Source organism: Pseudomonas sp. TE3644 (assembly GCF_056278815.1).
This window is the reverse complement of record NZ_JBWBQF010000001.1, coordinates 2,923,687-2,941,633: the sequence shown is the minus strand read 5'-3', so window position 1 is coordinate 2,941,633 and position 17,947 is coordinate 2,923,687. Positions and strand designations below refer to the sequence as shown.

The window sequence follows — 17,947 nt, the reverse complement described above, 5'->3', positions numbered from 1 at the left end:
GGCGTGGTGCGTCAGAACTGACTCTGTACCTGCAAACCTGCGATCCAAGTATTGTCCACCTGGCGCTCACCATCCGGATCTTTGATGAACTGCAGGTTTGGCATTACGTCTAGCCAACGCGTCACTTTCACCCGGTAGTTGAGTTCGGCCACGAACATGCTGTGTTGCTCGGGCACATAGTTGGCATCCTCGAACGTGGCGCCACTGTTATCATTGGCGGTTTGTGCATTACGCAGGAAGCGGGAGCTGCCATGTACGCGGGCGATGCCAGCGCCGATCACGTCGGTCGGTCGTGCATCGAACAGACCGGTGTAAAGCAGCGCGACCTTCTGGTAGCTGTCGACCGGGGTGGTGGCCTTGTCCATGAAGGTGGCGCTGGCCACTGCCGTCAGGCCGCGGCTGGCATCGCCGCCCACGCTAGTGAGTTGCTGCTTGCCCACCACCCAGAAGCCATGGCGGCTTGAGTCGGCGCGGTACGGCTGGCCACTGATTGCGGCGGGCTGGCCGGATTGATCCTTGTACACGTCGGTGCCGTCGGCGGTGCTGTGATAGTAGCCCACGCGGTATTCGCCCGGCAGGCGGTTGACCGTGGGCTTCCACACCAGCTCGACCGGTACCAGCGTGCCCGTGGTGCCACGGGTGTACAGCTTCAGGCCGTTGTCGTTATCCAGGTTGGATGGGTTGACGTTGAAGGCGCCGATCTGTGCATACAGCGCGTTGTTCAAGCGATAGCGCAGGCGCGCCGCCCATTGGCTGATGGGGCCGTTGTAGATGCTGTCCACATAGTTGCCAGGCTGCGAGCCGCAGAAGGCCAGGTTCTGGAACACGCAGTCTTCCACGGCAAATTCGTCGCTGACGGCAAAGCGGCCCACCTTCAGGTCGAAGGTATTGTCCAGCCAGCCTTTGCTCAACCACAGCTCGCCAATGCGGGTGACACTGCCGCGGCCGTGCACCTCTTGCGCCGAGCCGAAGCTCTTGCCACGCGGGTCGCTGGTGATGTCGTCGATTTCGCTGCCGTTACGGTTGCTCAGGGCAATGCTGAATTTGGCGTCCTGCCAGCCGAACAGCTTCTGCAGGTCGGCATCCACGCCCATGCTGAACTGGTCGGAGTAGCGCGTGACCCGATGATGGGGGTCATAGCCGCCACGCAGGTTGGAGCCTGACTCGCCCATGTAGCCAAGTTTGATGTCGATGCCTTTTTCCAGCAGGTCGGTGCGCAGGCCGCCCCAATCGCCGGTCATCCACCGCGAATTTTCGGCGAAGGGTTCATCGGCCTGTGCGATGGAGGTGGTGGCGGCAACGGTGCACGCAGACACCAGCAAGGCGAAGCGTCGTGTACGGGAACGGGTGATTTCCATGGAATGATCCAAAGGTGGAAGAGTGGCCGCCGTTATGGGTGTTGTGGCGGCCATGGGGGGTTACTGGTTGAGCCAGGCCTGGGCATGCAGCTGTTCCCGGGCTTTCTTCACGTCCTTGGCACTCACCGCAGGTGCGCTGTTGCCCCAGCTGTTGCGGACATAGGTCAGCACCGCGGCCAGATCATCGTCAGGCATCTTCCAGTCGAAGCGCGGCATGCCGGCGCCGGTGGGGTTGCCGGCGGTCACAGGGCCGTCGGCGCCGAGCAGCAGCACATTGAGCAGGCTGGAGGGGTCCTTGGCATTGACCAGGGCGTTGCCCTTGAAGGCCGGGATCATGTTGCGCACGCCAGCGCCGTCGGCGCGGTGACAGGCTTCGCACTGGCTTTCCATCACCACTTTGCCGGTGACCATCTGTGCGTCTGCGCTGGCGACCGCCGGAGCTGCCTGATCGGCGCTGGCCGGCAATTGCTTGAGGTAGGCGGCGATGGCTTGCAGGTCCTGGTCAGTCAGGTGCTGGGTGGAGTTCTCCACGGCTTCCTGCATCGGGCCGGAAGCAACGCCCAGGCGGTTGGTACCGGTTTTCAGGTAGCTGACGATGTCGTCCGAACTCCACTGGCCCAGGCCCACGTGGGCGTTGGGGGTCAGGTCCGGGGCGTGCCAGCCTTGCAGGGTGCCGCCTTGCAGGCTCTGCGCGACGTCGCCGCCCAGCAGGTTCTTGCCGGTGTGGCAGGCGGCGCAGTGGCCCGGGCCGTTGACCAGGTAGTCGCCGCGGCTGACCAGCGGCGTTACGCCTGGCAGCGGGGTGAAGGGCTGGTCCTGGAAGAACAACAGGTTCCAGCCGGCCAGCAGGAAGCGCTGGTTGTAGGGGAAGGGCAGTTCGTTTTCCACCACGGTTTGCTTGACCGGTGGGATGGTCTGCATATACGCCCACAGGTCGGCCATGTCCTGGTCGGTCAGCTTGGCGTAGGCCGGGTAGGGCATGGCCGGGTACAGATAACCGTCGCGGCCGATACCGTGGCGCACCGCCTTGTCGAACTGGGCCAGTGACCAGGTGCCGATGCCGGTGTCCTTGTCTTGGGTGATGTTGGAGGCCTTGATCACGCCAAACGGGGTTTCCAATTTATACCCGCCCGCATACGGCGCATGGCCCGGCACGGTGTGGCAGGCGGCGCAGTCGGCGGTGGCGGCCACGTAGCGGCCGCGCTCGATGCGCGTCTGCAAGGGTGCGCTGATGTCGGCCTGGATCGCCGGGAAGGTGCGCTGTTCGCCATGCTGGGCAAAGGCGAAGAAGCCGGCGAAGCCGATCACGCCGCAGCCCACGGCCAGCGCGGCAAACGTCTTGAGTGTGTTCACGGGCAGCTCCTCAGCGTGTCAGCAGGCCGGGTTGGCGCAGGTAGTCGTTGATGATGGCCTTCGCCGTCCACAGGGTCAGGGCGCTGAGGGTGCCGGTGGGGTTGTAGCCGCCGTTGTTGGGGAACGACGAGGCGCCGATCACGAACAGGTTATGGGCGTCCCAGCTCTGCTGGTAACGGTTGAGCGCCGAGGTGGCCGGGTCCAGGCCCATGGCGGTGCCGCCGATGGTGTGACCGCTGTCGTAGGCGCGGCTGGGCGAGAAGGGCTGGTCAGGGAAGGCCACGGTTTCCCAGGTCTTGGCGCCGGTGGACTTGCAGATATCACCAATGCGGTCCTTGATGAAGCGGGCCATGCGCCGGTCGTTCTCGTTGAACTCGTAGGTCATGCGCAGCAGGGGCTGGCCGTTGTCGTCCTTGTAGTGGGGGTCCAGCGACAGGTAGCTCTCGGCGTGGGCGTAGGAGGTGCCCTGGCCCTGGATCTTGCCGTAGTTCTGGTAGCTGTGGCTGAACGCTTTTTTCCAGTCCGCGCCCCACATTTTGCTGCCGGCGGGCACCCGGTCGGTCATGCCCATGGGCGTGGCCTGGTCGGACAAGGCCATGATGCCGGCGCCGCCAATGAAGCCCAGGTCGCTGTGGTCGAAGTTATCGCCGTTGTAGTCATCCACCTGGGTGGCCAGGGCGCCGGTGGAGATGAACGGGTTCATGTGTTCGTTTTCGAAATACAGGAAGCCGTACGACATGGTCTGGAAGTTGTAGGCCCGGCCGATGGTGCCCGTGCGGGTCTCCGGGTCGTAGGGCTTGCCCACTTCGGAGAGCAGCATCAGCCGCACGTTGTCGAACTGGAAGGCGGCGAAGATGACGATGTCGGCGGGCTGGAAGCCGATATTGCGGTCCGAATCGATGAAGGTCACGCCGGTGACGGTCTGGCCGTCCGGGGCTTTTTCGGCCTTGAGCGCGGTGCACTCGGTGAGCAGGGTGAAGTTCTTGCGGGTCATCAGCGCCGGGATGATGCAGGCGTTGGGCGAGGACTTGGACCAGTTGCCGCAGCCATACAAACCGCAGAACCCGCAATAGGTGCAGGGTGCCATGTTGATGCCCAGCGGGTTGGTGTAGGCGGCGCCCGCCGTGCCAGCCGGGATAGGGAAGGGGTGCAGGCCCATTTTCTCGGTGGTGCCGTGGAAAATGTCGTTCCAGCGCGAGCGCTCCAGCGGCGGCGTCGGGTACTCCGCACTGCGCGAGCCCTCGAACGGGTTGCCACCAGGCTGCACCTTGCCATTCAGCACGCCGGCCTTGCCGGAGATGCCGGCAATTTTTTCCCAGCGGTCGTAGTGCGGCTCCAGCTCATCGTAGGTCACGCCCCAGTCCTGGACGATCAGGCCTTCGGGCAGCTTCATCTTGGGGTAGCGTTCCTTGACCCGGGTGGCCATGGTGAAGTCCGACGGCAGGAACCGCCAGGCGTTGGCCGACCAGTGCTTGCCGGCACCGCCCACGCTGTAGCCCACCACCCAGTTGCTGAAGTCGCGGCCCGGCAGGGCCACTTCCGAGCGGTGGTTGCGGAAGGTCAGGGTTTCCACGCTGGGCGGCCTTAACGCTTCGCGACGGGCGCCGTAGCGCAGCTCATCGGCGGCGATGTTGGGCGAGAAGTTGCGGTTGGTGGTTTCGTAGGGGCCGCGTTCGATGCAGACCACGTCAAGGCCGGCGCGGGTCAGTGCTTCGGCCATGAGCGAGCCCGCCCAGCCAAGGCCGACGATCACGGCGTCAGCTTTAGGTCGTGTGTAAGTCATGTCGTGTTTCCAGATCAGGCAAGCGCCTAAAGGGCGTCTTTTGGTTGGGCGAGGATCAGATACGGGCGATCAGGCTCACGGGGCGGATGTCCATTTTCTGGCCCTTGAGCGGCAGCACGTCGCGGTAGTCGTAGCGGGCGCCGGGGAAGCCGATCATTTTCCAGCCCGCCATGTCCTTGTTGCCGCCATAGATAGGGTCGGCGAAGAAGCCTTCCTGGGCATTGGTCAGCCATTGCTTGAACAGGCCTTGGGCAGGGATGGTGGCCAGTGCCACGTCGCCGCGCTCCATGCGCTCGAGCACGTCGTCCTGCTGGGCAGCGCTGAGGCTCTCGAAGCCTTTGCCGAACGTGGCCTGGCAGTACTGATCGAATTCGCTCAAACCGGTGCGGTACAGCTCGGCGGCGTTGCGAAGGGACTGGTCGCCCTGGGTGGGGCTGCCGTGCTGCGCCGGGCCTTTGCGGTAGCGGTAGTCGCCGCGACCGTAGGGGCCGGCCAGTTGGTGGTCGAGGAACACCACGCAACCCACCTGGGAAGCACTGGGGCTGAGTTCGTCGGCCGGGATCAGGCGATCGAAAATGGCCGTGACCTGGGCGTATTCCTTGTCGGTGAGAAAGACCCGCTTGCTCGCATCCACGGGCGTGGGCGGCAGGGTTTCCTTGGCATGCCACTTGTTTCCGCCGTTGAGCACGCGCAGGGCGGCGCCGGCGGGGCGGTAAATCGAGGCGGCGGCGCTGGTGACGATCAATACCAGGCCGGCCTTGAGAACGCTTCGACGATCCATAATCAAACTCCAAAGAGAGCGTTCTCATTTTTGATTCGAAAAAAGCCGCGGGTTGTCGCGGCTACTCATGAGAACGTTATCATTCGTGTGGCTAAAAAAACCAGCGGGGTAGGGCGCTGGCGGGCACAGATGATAGGCGCGACAATTTGCCTCGTCAACGCCACGTCGGTGATGGCGGATGAACCTGTAGCAGCTGCCGAAGGCTGCGTCATGGCCAACGCGGTGTGTCAGGTAGTGCGTGGTGTCAGTGACGCGGCCTGGCGGCCGCTGCTACAGGTAGGGTTGTGTTTAGGCGGGCTTGGGCGGGCCGGAGGATTGGCGGGTTACCAGCTCGACCGGTAGTACATGGCGCCGGGTGCGCTTGGCGGTGTCATCGATGATCTCCTGCAGCGCCTGCACCGCCACCTGGGCCTGGGCCTGGGTGTCCTGGCGCAGGGTGGTGAGGGAGAACACCGAGTTACCGGCGTGGGGGATGTCGTCGAAGCCCACCACCGAGACGTCTTCCGGCACCGCCAGGCCCATGCCGCGCAAGCGGTCGAGGATGCCCAGGGCCAGCAGGTCGTTGGAGGCGAGGATGGCGGTGGGCGGCTGTTCGCTGGCAAACAGCATGTCCACGCCGCGTCGGCCCGAAGCGGCGTCGTGGGTGCCGCGCAGGTAATTGGGTTCCAGGCCCGCTTCTTTCATCACTTCGCAGTAGGCCTTGGTACGCTCGCGCGCCGAGGCTTCCGCGCCGCCTCCCAGGTGGGCGATGCGGGTATGGCCCAGGGCAAACAGGTGCTCCATGGCCTGGCGCACGCCACTCTTATCGTCCACGGTAATGGCGGTGACCTGCGGATGACTGACCCGCAAACTGCCCAGGTACACGCACGGCAGGCTTTGCGCGATGTCGTCGATGGCCTTGGCGGTGAGTGAGTTGGCCAGCAAAATCACCCCGGCCGCCCGCAGGCGCAGCAGGCGTTCCACTTCGTTGGTGGCGGAGCCGGGTTCGGACAAGCTGAGGGTGGTCATGGGCTCGAAGCCGGCGGCCAGCAGGGCGCGGTCGATGCACTGGGCCAGTTCGATGTGGAACGGGTTGTTGGGGTCGCCGATCAGGATGCCGACGATGGATGATTGGGACGAAACCAGGCTGCGGGCGGCCAGGTTGGGGCGGTAGCCCAATTGGGCGGCCACCTTGGTGATGTGCTCGCGGGTTTCGGGACGAACGCCCGGGTCCCCGCGCAGGGCGCGGGAGGTCTGGGCGACGGACTTGCCGGCGGCGCGGGCAACGTCGATAAGGGTCGAGAATGGCTTGGTCATAAGTGGGCACGACTATACGGCGCGCCTGCGTGACAGTACAGACCGTGTCGATCCTTTCCCGAGCTTCGCCGGCCATCCGGCGAAGCTCGGGAAGGGCACCCCGCAGTCTATCCCCTGAACGACATCGACCCTCCCAACTGAATCCCCCCCACCGCATCAGGCAATTGCAACGAGTAGATATGAAACTGCCCGGAGGTGCCGCTCACGCCACGGTTGAAGTTGGCCATCAACTCGCCCTGCGTCGCCGGGATCAGCAAGCGCCGGTTGGCATCGATAAACAGCGCGTCGGGGCCGATCAGACGATCGTCCTGCAGCAGCGTGGCGCGGCGGCCATCGGGGGCCACCACGCCAATGCTGCGTGATTCCACCAGGCCCAGGTAGACGTTGCCCAGCGAGTCGATGCAGGTGCCGTTGATTGTGCCTTTGGAGAAGGCCAATACCACCAGCTTGGCCAGTTCCTGGTCGCTGATGGCCGGGTCGATCAACTGCGCGATCGGCACCTTGTACATGTCGCTGCTGGGCGTGGAGAACAGCAGCCACTTGCCGTCCGGTGTCACCTCGAGCATGTCGGCATGCACACTGGGGCGCTTGCCGTTCTGGTCTTCGTACGGCCGCCCGCCGGTGGCGAGGATGGGGCGGTCGGCAGGCTGGCGCACCACCGGCAGGTTGTGCAGCCGGCGCAGGGTTTTGCCGGTGCCCAGGTCGTGGACGATGATCGCGCCCACCCCGGCATCGGTGATGTACACCCGGTTGTCGAAGATGCGCAGGTCGTTCATCACCGCGCCAGGCGGCAGGATGGTCTCGTCGAAACGCAACACCCGCAGGGTCTTGCCGGTCTTGGCGTCGAACTGTGCCACCTTGGGCGCGCCCGGCAGGGTGGCGATGTTGTCGGGGGCGCCCTGGTCGACGATCCACACGGTTTCGTCGTCGAACACGTGCACCGAGTTGACCTGCACGAAGGCGTTGGTCACGTCCTTGCCCGGCGCCCATTCGTTCCAGCTGCCGCCGGGGAAGGGCGTGAGTTTGGTCGGGCTGTCCACGCGTACCAGCGACGGCGTCTTCACCGTCACGTGCCAGCGCGGCAGGCCGAGGAACAAGGTGCCATTGCGCGTGGCGGCCACTGCGTTGGCGATGGTGGCCACGGTGACTTCATTGTGCAGTTGTACCCCGCGCCCTGCGGCGAAGCTCAGCGATGGCATCGCTGCAGCCAGCAGGGCGGTCTTGATCAGTGTGCGTCGTTGCATGCCCGTACCTCTCCTGGTTGTTGAATATTGTTGTGGCGGTAAAGCGGGGGAAACAGTGCGGCGTTACTGGAGGATCCGGTCGTGCAGCACCAGCACTTCAGGCTGCTGCGCCAGCGCCGCCGTCACCACGTTGTGAAAGGCCTGGGTGGCAGGCTGGGCCTGGTGCTGCTGGTACGCCTTGTCATCGGCCCAGCGCTCGTAAATGACGAAGGCGTTGAGGTCGTCGCGCTGCTGGTACACGTCGAAGGCCAGGTTGCCGGGCTGGTGGCGGGCCTGCTCGATAGCCGTGGCGGCGGCGTCGATGAAGGCGCGGTGTTGGGCGTCGGTCACTTCCAGGCGGACCACGACATTGTGCGTAGGGTTGGGGTTGGTCACGTTCGGGCGCTCAGGCGCTGGCAGGCCGGGCACGTTTTGCAGCAAGTATTTGCGCTCCGGCTTGGCGAACGACGTGGGCACCAGCGCCAATACCGGGGCCACATGCTGGGACGCTTCGTGCTGCTGGTAGCCTGCGCGGTCGCGCCAGCTCTCGAACAGCACCAGGGTAGGGTCGCTGCCACCCGGCTCGGCAACGTCGAACACCCGGTTGGCGGCTTCCTTGCGGCTTTGCGTGGCGTTGTTGCGCATGGCCGTGATGAACGCATCCCGGGTTTGCGGGGCGATAGTCTGGATGTTGAGGTAGTACAGCGGACCGTCGTCATTGAGCGGGGCGGCGCTGGCGACGCCGGTGGCAGCGGCGCTGATGCATAACCCCAGGAGGGCGGAGCGGGTCTTCTTGAAAGGGAAGGGCATGATGACTCCATTTTATTGTTTTGAATTATTGAGTGGTAACGATACCAATATCGCGAGAACGTTCTCAAGCGCCTCGTGTACAAGATTTGTCGTGAATGCCCTCCAGCCTATGTAAATCGGGCCTCGCCTCGAAGCCAGCAGGCCTGTAGCATTCATCCAATCCCTTGATAGACGCATGGATATCGGTACCAACATGGCAGACCTGTCCCCGCCCGCCGGCAACAAGAACCGCAGCTCGGTCACCTTGAGCGATGTCGCCCGCCTGGCTGGCGTGGCGCCCATGACCGTGTCGCGTTACCTCAATAGCCCGCAAACAGTAAAAGGGGCCACCCGCGACAAGGTGCAGCGTGCCATCGAACAAACCGGCTACGTGCACAACCGCCTGGCGGGCGCCCTGCGTTCCAACTGCACGCGGCTGGTGGCGGTGGTGCTGCCGATGGTTACCAACCCGCTATTTTCTGACACCTTCCAGGCCATCAGCACGCGCCTGGCCGCGTCCGGCTACCAGGTGCTGCTGGGCGTTTCGGGGCATCAGCGCGAGCAGGAAGAGGAGCTGCTGGAGGTGATCCTCAGCCGCCGCCCTGACGGCATCATCCTGACGGGTACGCTGCACACGCCCGGCTGCCGCAACCGCTTGCGGGCGTCGGGCGTGCCGGTGGTGGAAACCTGGGACCTGAGCCCCGAACCCATCGACATGCTGGTGGGCTTCTCCCACGAGGAGGCCGGTCGCGAGGTGGCGCGCAAACTGCTCGCCCAAGGCTACCGTCGCTTTGCCCTGCTGGCCGTGGACGACCCACGCGGCCTGCGTCGCGCCGACAGTTTCCTCAAGGCCCTGAACGAGCAGGGCATCACCGATGTCAGCCGCCATGTGACGCCCGGCGCGCCGACCCTGGCCCTGGGCCGCGAAGGCCTGAGCAGCGTGCTGGAACACAGCATGACCGGCCCGGCCCAGCCGCTGGCCATTGTCTGCACCTCCGACACCATCGCCCACGGCGTGCTGACCGAGGCGGCCGCGCGTGGCTTGCAGGTACCTTACGAGCTGGCCGTGATGGGCTTCGGCGACATGAATTTCGCCGCCCATACCTTCCCGGCGCTTTCGACGGTCAAGGTGGATGGCACCTTGATCGGCGACCGGGCGGCGCACATGCTGTTGCAACGGCTGCGCGGCGAAGAGGGCGGCGAGCGCTTGCAGGACGTGGGTTTCACCCTGGTAGATCGCGACAGCACTGCCACCCTCAGGCGCTGACTGCCCGCCCGACGCTGACTATCCCCCTTGTTGTAGGACGAATTCTGCGGTACGGTTGATCCATAAATGGTAACGATACCATTTGTCGAAATGCCTCCAGGAATTACAACAATGTCAAAAATTACCTGCGTCAGAACCCTGCGCTTGCCTGAGCGCCCCAAGTTGATCTGGCTGGAAATCGAAACCGACGAAGGCTTGATCGGTCTCGGCGAAACCTTCCGTGGTGCGGCCACCGTCGAGGCGGCGGTGCATGAGCTGATCGCTCCTGGCCTGATTGGCCGCGATTCGCGCCAAATTGAAGCCATCTCGCTGGAACTGACGACCCCCTATGTCGGCTATCACAGCGCCAGCGCCGAGATCCGTGCGGCCAGCGCGGTGGATATTGCCCTGTGGGACATCAAGGGCCAGCGCCATGGCATTCCCATCCATGAAGCGCTGGGCGGTGCCTGCCGCGACAGCATTCGTGTCTACAACACCTGCGCCGGTTACGAATTCAACACCCAGCAGGGCGCCCGCCGTGAGATCACCGCAGCGGATCGTGCCCAGGGCCCTTACGACGATCAATTGGCCTTTGCCCGCGACGCTGGCGCCCTGGCAATCAGCCTGGTGGAAGAAGGCTACACCGCGATGAAGATCTGGCCCTTTGACCAGTTCGCCCGCCAAGCCGGTGCCAACACCATCAGCCTGGCCGAGGTGCGCAAGGGCTGCGAAGCGTTCCGCCAGATCCGCGACGCGGTGGGTGACCGCATCGAGATCATGTGCGAACTGCACAGCCTGTGGGACAGCACGGCGGCCTTGCGCATCTGCCAGGCGCTGGAGGCATTCGACGTGTACTGGGTCGAAGACCCGCTGTGCAAGATGGACGACGCCCAGGCCCTGGCCGACCTGCGCAACCGTACCCAGGTGCCGATCTGCGCCAGCGAAACCCTGGGTGGCAGCGTGGCCTACCGTGACCTGCTCAACGCCGGCAGCCTGGACTACCTGATGCTGGACCTGGTGTGGTGCGGCGGTTTCACCGAGGCACGCAAGATTGCCGCCCTGGCCCAGGTGTACAACAAGCCGCTGGCCCCGCACGACTGCACCGGGCCGGTGGCGCTGTTCGCTGGGCTGCAACTGGGGTTGCACGCGCCCACCGCGGTGCTTCAGGAGGTGGTGCGCGCGTCGCTGTCCACCTGGTATGGCGATCTGGTCACGCACCTGCCGGTCATCACCGCAGGCTTTGCCGCCGCACCCACGCTGCCGGGCTTGGGCACGGCGCTGCGGCCGGAAGTCAAGCGACGCCCCGACGCCATCATTCGGGAAACCCATCGCTGATTGACCACTGCTTTACGGGATCGAGAACACAATGAAAAAAATAGATTCTCTTCGCCGCTTTATCGCCCAGCACCGTCGCTACGAAGTGATCGCGCTGCTGTTTCTAATGATGATCATCAACCAGGGTGACCGCGCCACGCTGTCGGTGGCCGGGGCCAGTGTGTCGGGCGAGTTGGGCCTGAGCCACGGTGAAATGGGCTGGCTGTTTTCCGCGTTTGCCTGGGCCTACATGCTGATGCAGCTGCCCGGTGGCCTGGCCATCGATAGGTTTGGCAGCATCAAGGTGCTGGGCTTGGCGATCATCGGTTGGTCGCTGTTCACGGCAGCGATTGGCAGCGTCGCCCTGATGCCGGTGAGCGTGGCGTTCGTCGCCGTGTTCGCCTTGCGCTTCATGGTCGGCGTTGCCGAGGCGCCGTGCTTCCCCGCCAACAGCAAGATCGTCTCGCTGTGGTTCCCCACGGCAGAGCGGGGCACGGCCACCTCGATTTTCAATGCCTCGCAGTATTTCGCTGCCGTGGTGTTCACGCCGTTGCTGGCGTGGATTTCCACGCGCTGGGGCTGGCCGTGGATTTTCTACGTGATGGGCGTGGCCGGAGTGCTGATGGGGCTGGTGTTCATCTGGCGTATCAAGGCGCCCGTCGATCACGGCGCCTTGAGCCGCGAAGAGCTGGACGTGATCCGTCGAGGCGGTGCCGGCTTGCAGGAACAACCTGCGGCAGCGAGCAAGCAGCCGTGGCGCGAGACCTGGGCCAGTGCCAAGGCGCTGCTTGGGCAGCGCATGTTCCTGGGTATTTACCTGGCGCAGTTCTGCATCAGCACCCTGACGTTCTTCTTCCTGACCTGGTTCCCCGTGTACCTGGTGCAACAACGCGGGCTGTCGATCCTCAATGCCGGCCTATTGGCGGCGGTACCGGCCATCTTCGGCTTCATCGGCGGTATCAGCGGCGGCCTGGTGTCGGACTGGATGCTGCGCAAGGGCCTGTCACTGACGCTTGCGCGCAAGTTGCCGATCTTCGTTGGCATGGCGCTGTCGATGAGCATGATCCTGTGCAACTACGTGCAGACCGACCTGCTGGTGGTGGTGTGCATGGCCCTGGCGTTTTTCGGCAAGGGCATGGGCGCGCTGGGCTGGGCGATCATCGCTGACGTATCGCCCAAGCGCAGCGCCGGTATGAACGGCGCCATTTTCAATACGTTCGGCAGTGTCGCCGGCATCGTCACGCCGGTGGTGATTGGCTACATGGTGCAGTCCATGGGCTCGTTCAATGGCGCGTTGGTGTACGTGGCGCTGAACGCGGCCGGGGCTTTCGTCAGTTACCTGTTTATCGTCGGGCCGCTGCAGCGGCCGGATGACGTGCGCCCCGCACCTGACGCCGCCTTGCAACCTGCTGTTTCGCGCTGACCGTTCTGGTCAGCGCTTTCCTCTTCCAACAAAAACGAGAAAACCACGATGCTTGGATCGAAACCTTTGTGTCGCGCGCTGGCGTTGGCAGGTGTTGCGACGTTTTCCTTGATGGCGATGGCGACTGGCAACGAAGCGTTGTTGCGCCCACACCAGGATCTTTCGCTGCAAGGTGCCTCAGTGCTGCTGGAGCAGGCGGTGGCCAAGGCGGCCGCCGACCATGTGCACCCCTGCATTGCGGTCACGGATGCCAGCGGCAACCTGCTGGCCTTCAAACGCATGGACGGCGCGGCGCCAGGCTGTGTCGAGGCAGCCATCGCCAAAGCGCACTCGGCGGCCATCAATGACGTCGATACCGTGGTGTTCTACGACATGGCACGCAAGCAGAACCCGGCACTGGGCAGCATCCCGGGCATATTGCCCGCCGTGGCGGGCGTGGTGATTCGCCAGCACGGCGCATCGATTGGCAGCCTGGGGATCGCCGGCGGCGCCAGTGATGCCCAGGAACAACAAATGGCTACGGACCTGGTGCGCAGCTTCGAAAGCACCCTGTCAGCTACAGCTCTATGACTCAAGGAACGGTCATGAACAATGCATTTTTGCCTATGGCAGTGGTCGACGGCGTCAGTGCCCGTGATTATCGCCTGCTCAAGCCTGCGCATATGCCGCAATGGTTGGCGACCCTGGCCTTCGCCGTGACGCTGATGGCGGCGCTCCAGTGTGGCTGGGGTGACCATTCGCTGCCGGACTTCGCGGCCTGGTCGGCCACTTTGGGGTTGGGGATTGCCGTGCTGAGTGCGGCCTTCGTTACGCCACGCAATTTTACCGTGGGCTACTTGCTGTCGTTGCTGCCGTTCCTGATCGCCTGGCGAGTATCTGCGATGAATGGCGCCTGGACGGTGGTGTGGGCCGCAAGCCTCACCGCCGTGGTACTGTTGTTGCAATTTGCCGATTGCCTGGTCAGTGACTGGCGGCGTGATCGGCAATCACCCAGTGCTTGGCTGGGCACACTGCAGTGGCAGATGACCATTGTGCGGATGGTCTTTGGTCTCAATGAGCTGTGCCATGCGAGCGAAAAGATTTTCGCCGGCACAGGGTCGTTTCATGCGCTGGAGCAAGGCTTCCGCAACCTGGGTTTCGCTGAATGGGCAGGGTTGTTCGTGGTGCTCGGCGGCCTGACCGAACTGGCGGCTGCCGTCAGCGTGGGCCTGGGGCTTTTCGCGCGGTTGGGGGCGCTGGTGAGCATCGTCTACTTCCTGGTAGCGACGGTCGGCTTTGGCGGGGAGTGGACCCGGGGGTATGCCTGGGCGACGGCAGGCGGGGGCGGTTGGGAATACGTGATGATGCTGCTGGTGGTATTTGGCAGTGTGATGCTGACCGGGGCGGGCAAGTTCTCCATTGATGGCTGGCTGCTACACCGACGGGTGTTGCCGCAGGCGTTGGTGGTTTTGTGCGTGAATAAGGCAGGACGTGAATCACGTCCCGCCTAACCTCGCGCAAATACATGCCGCTGCCTGGCGGCGGCGACTACGCCGTCACGGTGTGCTCAGCTTGTTCCGAGCGCCGAGTGTTGCCCGCAGGCTGGCGACTTGCGCAGGCGATACCGCCGGCGCGGCATTGCCCCACGAGTTACGAATGTAATCGAGGATATCAGCCACCTCACGGTCGCTCATCTTCCACGCAAAGGAAGGCATGCCCGCCGCTGTCTGGCGCTGCTCGGTGTGCGGGGCACGGGTACCCATCAAGAGGGCGTGCAGCAGGTTGGTGGGGTCATCGGCCAGCATCCGCTGATTGCCTGCGAACGCGGTGACCATCCCCTTGATGCCTTCCCCTTGCAGGCCATGGCAGGCCGAGCAATTGACCTCGTACGCCAGCGCCCCGGCCGCCTGGGCGTGGCTGTCCAGTTTCATCGGTGTGCCTGGTATAGCAGGTGAGGGCGCCAGGGATTTGAGGTAGGTGCCGATCGCCTGCAGGTCATCGGTGGTGTAGTACTGGAACGAATGCTCCACCGCTTCGGCCATGGGACCTGCCGCGACGGCGACATCGTCCGAGCCGGTCTTCAGGTAGGCAGTAAGCGCGTCGGTGGACCACGATCCGATGCCGGTATGCGGATTGGGCGTGATGTCCGGCGCATACCAGGTACCCAGCAAACCGCCTTGCAGATAAGCACTGCTGCGCTCGCCGCCGAGCCCATTGCGCGGGGTATGGCAGGTGCCACAGTGAGCTGGGCCGTCGGTGAGATATTTGCCCCGATTCCACTCGGCGCTTTGTTCTCGGTCAGCCTGGAAGTGCTTATTGTCGAAAAACAGCAGGTCCCACCCCGCCATGGCCAGACGGATGTTGTACGGGAATTTCATGCCCGCGTTCTCGTCGATCGCTTGGCTCACCGGTGCCAGCGTGGCCATGTACGACCACAGGTCGTGCACGTCCTTGTCGCTCAGGCGGGTGTAGGCGGTGTAAGGCATGGCCGGGTACAGCAGGCCGTGGGAGCCGATGCCTTGGCGCACGGCATTGAAGAATCCACGCTCGGTCATCGCGCCGATGCCGGTCTGGCGGTCGGGGGTGATGTTGGAGGTGGTCAACGAGCCGAACGGCGTGTCTATTTTGTAGCCACCGGCGAAATTGGCCTTGTGGCACGCGGCGCAGTCGGCCAGGCGCATCACGTACTCGCCACGGCGCACGGCCTGCAGGTCTGTGCTTTTGTAGTCGGCCAGCGCCACGGTGTCATCGGCGACGTTGGAGCGTGAGGTGTCGAAGGTGCGCCAGGCGACCCAGCCGGCACCCACAGCGGCCACGCCCGCCAGCAAGGCGGTGCCGGTGGCGATTGCTTTCCAGTTTGTCATTGCGCTATCAACCCTTGACCAGTGCACCCGGATTCTTGAAGTAGGTTTCGTGGATGGCCCTGGCGGCCCGAATGGCCAGTGCGCCCACGGTGATGGTCGGGTTGTAGCCGCCATTGTTGGGGAAGGCCGAGGCACCGACCACGAACAGGTTGTGTGCGTCCCAGCTTTGCAGGAACGGGTTGACCGCCGAGGTGGTGGGGTCTGCGCCCATCACTGCGCCGCCGATGGTGTGCGAGCTGTGCTGTTTGTAGGGGTTCCAGCTGTGCTCGCCCTGGTTTTCGACGATCAGGTTCTGGCCGCCGGCCTCCTTCATGATGCGAACGGCGCGGTCAGTCACGTAGTCGAGCATGTTGGTGTCGTTGCGGTTCCAGTCGAAGGTCAGGCGCAGCAGCGGTTGGCCGTGACGGTCTTTGTAGGTGGGGTCAAGGTCCAGGTAGGCCTCGCGCACCGGCATCGAGGTGCCCTGGCAGAAGATGCCGCCTGATTGCTGGTAGTCCCGCGCGTAGGCCGCTTTCCATTCGCTGCCCCAGCGCCGTGTGCCCGGGCGCACGGTGTCGGCGTTCTGGATAGGGCGTCCGTTGGTGGAGTAGCCCATGATGCCGGCGCCGCCGATGAAATCCAGGTCGGCGTGGTCGAAGTTGTCGCCGTTGAAATCGTCGATCTGCACCGCCAGGGCGCCACCGCCGATGAAGGGGTTCATGTAGTTGTCGTCGAAGAACCCGGTGACGGTGGAACAGGTCTGGTAGTTGTAGTTGCGGCCGATGGTGCCGCGCCCGGTCACCGGATCGTACTGCTGGCCCACCTTGGACAGCAGCATCAGGCGCACATTGTCCATCTGGTAGGCGGTGATGCACACCACGTCCGCCGGCTGGAATCCTTCCACGCCCTCTTTGGTGATGAACTTCACGCCTTTCACGGTTTTGCCGTCGTCGTGCTTCACGGCGTGCAGCACTTCGGTCTCGGTGAGCAGGGTGAAGTTGGGGCGGCGCATCAGCGCTGGCAGGATGCACGCCTGTGGCGAGGATTTGGAGAAGTTGCCGCACCCATGGAAGTCGCAGAAGCCGCAGTAGGTGCAGGGCCCCATGGTGACGCCCAGCGGGTTGACGAAGGACTGGGAGATGTTGCCCGCAGGGATGGTGAACGGGTGATGACCCATGCGCGTGGAGGCATCACGGAAGGTCCGCATCCAGTGGGTGTCTTTCAGCGGCGGGGTGGGGTATTCACGCGAGCGCGGCCCTTCGAAAGGGTTGCCACCGGGCATGATCTTGCCGTTGATGTTGCCCGCAATGCCGGAAGTGCCCGCGATGCGCTCGAAGCGGTCGTAGTAAGGAGCCATGTCATCGTAGGTCACGCCCCAGTCTTGCAGTTGCAGGCCTTTCATTTTGGCTGCGCCGTAGCGCTCGCGGGTTTGCGTGGCCACCTGGAAATCCCACGGTGTGAAGCGCCACGACATGCCGGCCCAGTGCGCGCCAGCGCCACCCACGTTCCAGCCATACTGGAATGCCGACCAGCTGCGCACAGGCGCAGCCTGTTGGTCCAGGCGGTTGCGGAAGGTGGTGGTCTCCACGCTCATGGGTTGCAGCATCTCCCGGCGGGTGGTCCAGCGCAGCTCATCGGCGTCCACGGCGGGCGGAAAGTCCGTGGAGGTGTCGCGCCAGGCGCCCCGTTCGATAGCCACTACATTCAGCCCGGCGCGGGTCAGTTCCTCGGCCATCACCGAGCCTGCCCAGCCCAGGCCGCAAATCACCACATCGGCCCTTGCACGTGCATTACTCATTCAATACTCCTTGGGGCTCAGTCGGCCGGGATCAGGCTGACGGGCAGCAGTCGCAGGTTTTCGCCACGACGGTCTATATAGGGGCGGTAGTCGTAGCGCGCGCCGGGGAAACCGATCATTTTCCAGCCCGCCATGTTGCGGTTGCCGCCATACAGGGGGTCGGCCAGGTAGCCTTCGCGCACGTTTTGCAGAAGCAGTTCAAAGAAGCCCTTGCTGTCGATGTCCTGGCCCAGGCTGATGCGACCTGCTTCCAGTTCGGTGAGGAAGGCGTCGATCTGCTCGGCGGTGAGCTGCGCGAAGGCCTTGCCATGCACCTTTTGCGCATAGGCATCCAGCGCCGCCAGCCCGGTGCGGTAGCGCGCCAGGGGTGTGGCCAGGAACTGCGGGCTGCCCATCAGCATGCGTTCGTTGTCCGGGCGGATAGGGCCATCCAGGTACAACGCCTTGCCTGCGCCATAGGTGCCGGCCAGTTGGCTGTCGATGAACACCAGGCAACCCGCTTCGGTTGCCGAGGGACCGTGCTCGTCAGCAGGCAGCAGGCGATCGTAGACGGCGCCGAGGGTTTTCTGCTCGGTGGCGGTCAGCACCAGGAAGCCGCCGGTGCGCACGGCAGGGCGGGGCAGGTGGTCGGCGTTGAGCTGGGTTTGCTCGGGCACATCGTTGAGTTCTGTGGCGCGCAGGCTGGGGGCTACGGCCAGCGACGCGGCAATGGTGCCCAGGGAAAACAAGGCTTCTCTTCGGTTCATTCACGGATCCTTTGC

15 protein-coding genes are annotated in these 17,947 nt (G+C 64.1%); 5 read left to right on the top strand and 10 right to left on the bottom strand.

The features are described from left to right. Nucleotides 1-11: 11 nt before the first annotated feature. The 7 genes from ACZ9GA_RS12970 to ACZ9GA_RS12940 all read right to left on the bottom strand — a co-directional run bounded on the left by ACZ9GA_RS12970 (nucleotide 12) and on the right by ACZ9GA_RS12940 (nucleotide 8,604). The gene (locus ACZ9GA_RS12970; RefSeq protein WP_457362303.1) at nucleotides 12-1,358 is read right to left on the bottom strand and encodes a carbohydrate porin; all 1,347 of its coding nucleotides are present in this window, start codon (nucleotides 1,356-1,358) and stop codon (nucleotides 12-14) included. 60 nt (nucleotides 1,359-1,418) lie between these two features. Continuing rightward, entirely contained in the window at nucleotides 1,419-2,711 is a 1,293-nt protein-coding gene (locus ACZ9GA_RS12965) for a c-type cytochrome (RefSeq protein ID WP_457362304.1), read from the bottom strand. A gap of 10 nt (nucleotides 2,712-2,721) precedes the next feature. Then, entirely contained in the window at nucleotides 2,722-4,494 is a 1,773-nt protein-coding gene (locus ACZ9GA_RS12960) for a GMC family oxidoreductase (protein WP_457362305.1), read from the bottom strand. Between the two features lie 55 nt (nucleotides 4,495-4,549). Next, the gene (locus tag ACZ9GA_RS12955) at nucleotides 4,550-5,275 is read right to left on the bottom strand and encodes a gluconate 2-dehydrogenase subunit 3 family protein (protein WP_457362306.1); all 726 of its coding nucleotides are present in this window, start codon (nucleotides 5,273-5,275) and stop codon (nucleotides 4,550-4,552) included. 288 nt (nucleotides 5,276-5,563) lie between these two features. Then, nucleotides 5,564-6,571, bottom strand: coding sequence for a LacI family DNA-binding transcriptional regulator (locus ACZ9GA_RS12950; RefSeq protein WP_457362307.1), 1,008 nt, complete (start codon nucleotides 6,569-6,571; stop codon nucleotides 5,564-5,566). A gap of 107 nt (nucleotides 6,572-6,678) precedes the next feature. Next, nucleotides 6,679-7,815, bottom strand: a complete 1,137-nt coding sequence (locus ACZ9GA_RS12945) for an L-dopachrome tautomerase-related protein (RefSeq protein ID WP_457362308.1) — start codon at nucleotides 7,813-7,815, stop codon at nucleotides 6,679-6,681. Between the two features lie 63 nt (nucleotides 7,816-7,878). Next, nucleotides 7,879-8,604: a putative quinol monooxygenase gene (locus tag ACZ9GA_RS12940; RefSeq protein WP_457362309.1), complete on the bottom strand. Its 726-nt coding sequence runs from the start codon at nucleotides 8,602-8,604 to the stop codon at nucleotides 7,879-7,881. 175 nt (nucleotides 8,605-8,779) lie between these two features. Here ACZ9GA_RS12940 and ACZ9GA_RS12935 point away from each other — a divergent pair, with 175 nt between their 5' ends. From ACZ9GA_RS12935 to ACZ9GA_RS12915, 5 genes are all read left to right on the top strand, one after another. Then, the gene (locus ACZ9GA_RS12935; protein ID WP_457362310.1) at nucleotides 8,780-9,850 is read left to right on the top strand and encodes a LacI family DNA-binding transcriptional regulator; all 1,071 of its coding nucleotides are present in this window, start codon (nucleotides 8,780-8,782) and stop codon (nucleotides 9,848-9,850) included. A gap of 111 nt (nucleotides 9,851-9,961) precedes the next feature. Then, nucleotides 9,962-11,164, top strand: coding sequence for a mandelate racemase/muconate lactonizing enzyme family protein (locus tag ACZ9GA_RS12930; RefSeq protein WP_457362311.1), 1,203 nt, complete (start codon nucleotides 9,962-9,964; stop codon nucleotides 11,162-11,164). Nucleotides 11,165-11,195: 31 nt separating this feature from the next. Next, nucleotides 11,196-12,566 (top strand): MFS transporter, encoded by a 1,371-nt coding sequence (locus tag ACZ9GA_RS12925; protein WP_457362312.1) that lies wholly within the window; start codon nucleotides 11,196-11,198, stop codon nucleotides 12,564-12,566. Between the two features lie 111 nt (nucleotides 12,567-12,677). Continuing rightward, entirely contained in the window at nucleotides 12,678-13,136 is a 459-nt protein-coding gene (locus ACZ9GA_RS12920; protein ID WP_457362313.1) for a GlcG/HbpS family heme-binding protein, read from the top strand. Between the two features lie 14 nt (nucleotides 13,137-13,150). Then, nucleotides 13,151-14,056, top strand: a complete 906-nt coding sequence (locus ACZ9GA_RS12915; RefSeq protein WP_457362314.1) for a DoxX family protein — start codon at nucleotides 13,151-13,153, stop codon at nucleotides 14,054-14,056. Nucleotides 14,057-14,101: 45 nt separating this feature from the next. Here the strand turns inward: ACZ9GA_RS12915 and ACZ9GA_RS12910 are convergent, their stop codons facing one another. From ACZ9GA_RS12910 to ACZ9GA_RS12900, 3 genes are read right to left on the bottom strand one after another with little or no spacing between them, the layout of a single operon-like run. Next, nucleotides 14,102-15,409, bottom strand: a complete 1,308-nt coding sequence (locus ACZ9GA_RS12910) for a c-type cytochrome (RefSeq protein WP_457362315.1) — start codon at nucleotides 15,407-15,409, stop codon at nucleotides 14,102-14,104. A gap of 7 nt (nucleotides 15,410-15,416) precedes the next feature. After that, complete coding sequence (locus ACZ9GA_RS12905; protein WP_457362316.1) at nucleotides 15,417-17,186, bottom strand: GMC family oxidoreductase; 1,770 nt, start codon at nucleotides 17,184-17,186, stop codon at nucleotides 15,417-15,419. A gap of 17 nt (nucleotides 17,187-17,203) precedes the next feature. Further along, nucleotides 17,204-17,932, bottom strand: coding sequence for a gluconate 2-dehydrogenase subunit 3 family protein (locus tag ACZ9GA_RS12900; protein ID WP_457362317.1), 729 nt, complete (start codon nucleotides 17,930-17,932; stop codon nucleotides 17,204-17,206). Between the last annotated feature and the right edge of the window lie 15 nt (nucleotides 17,933-17,947).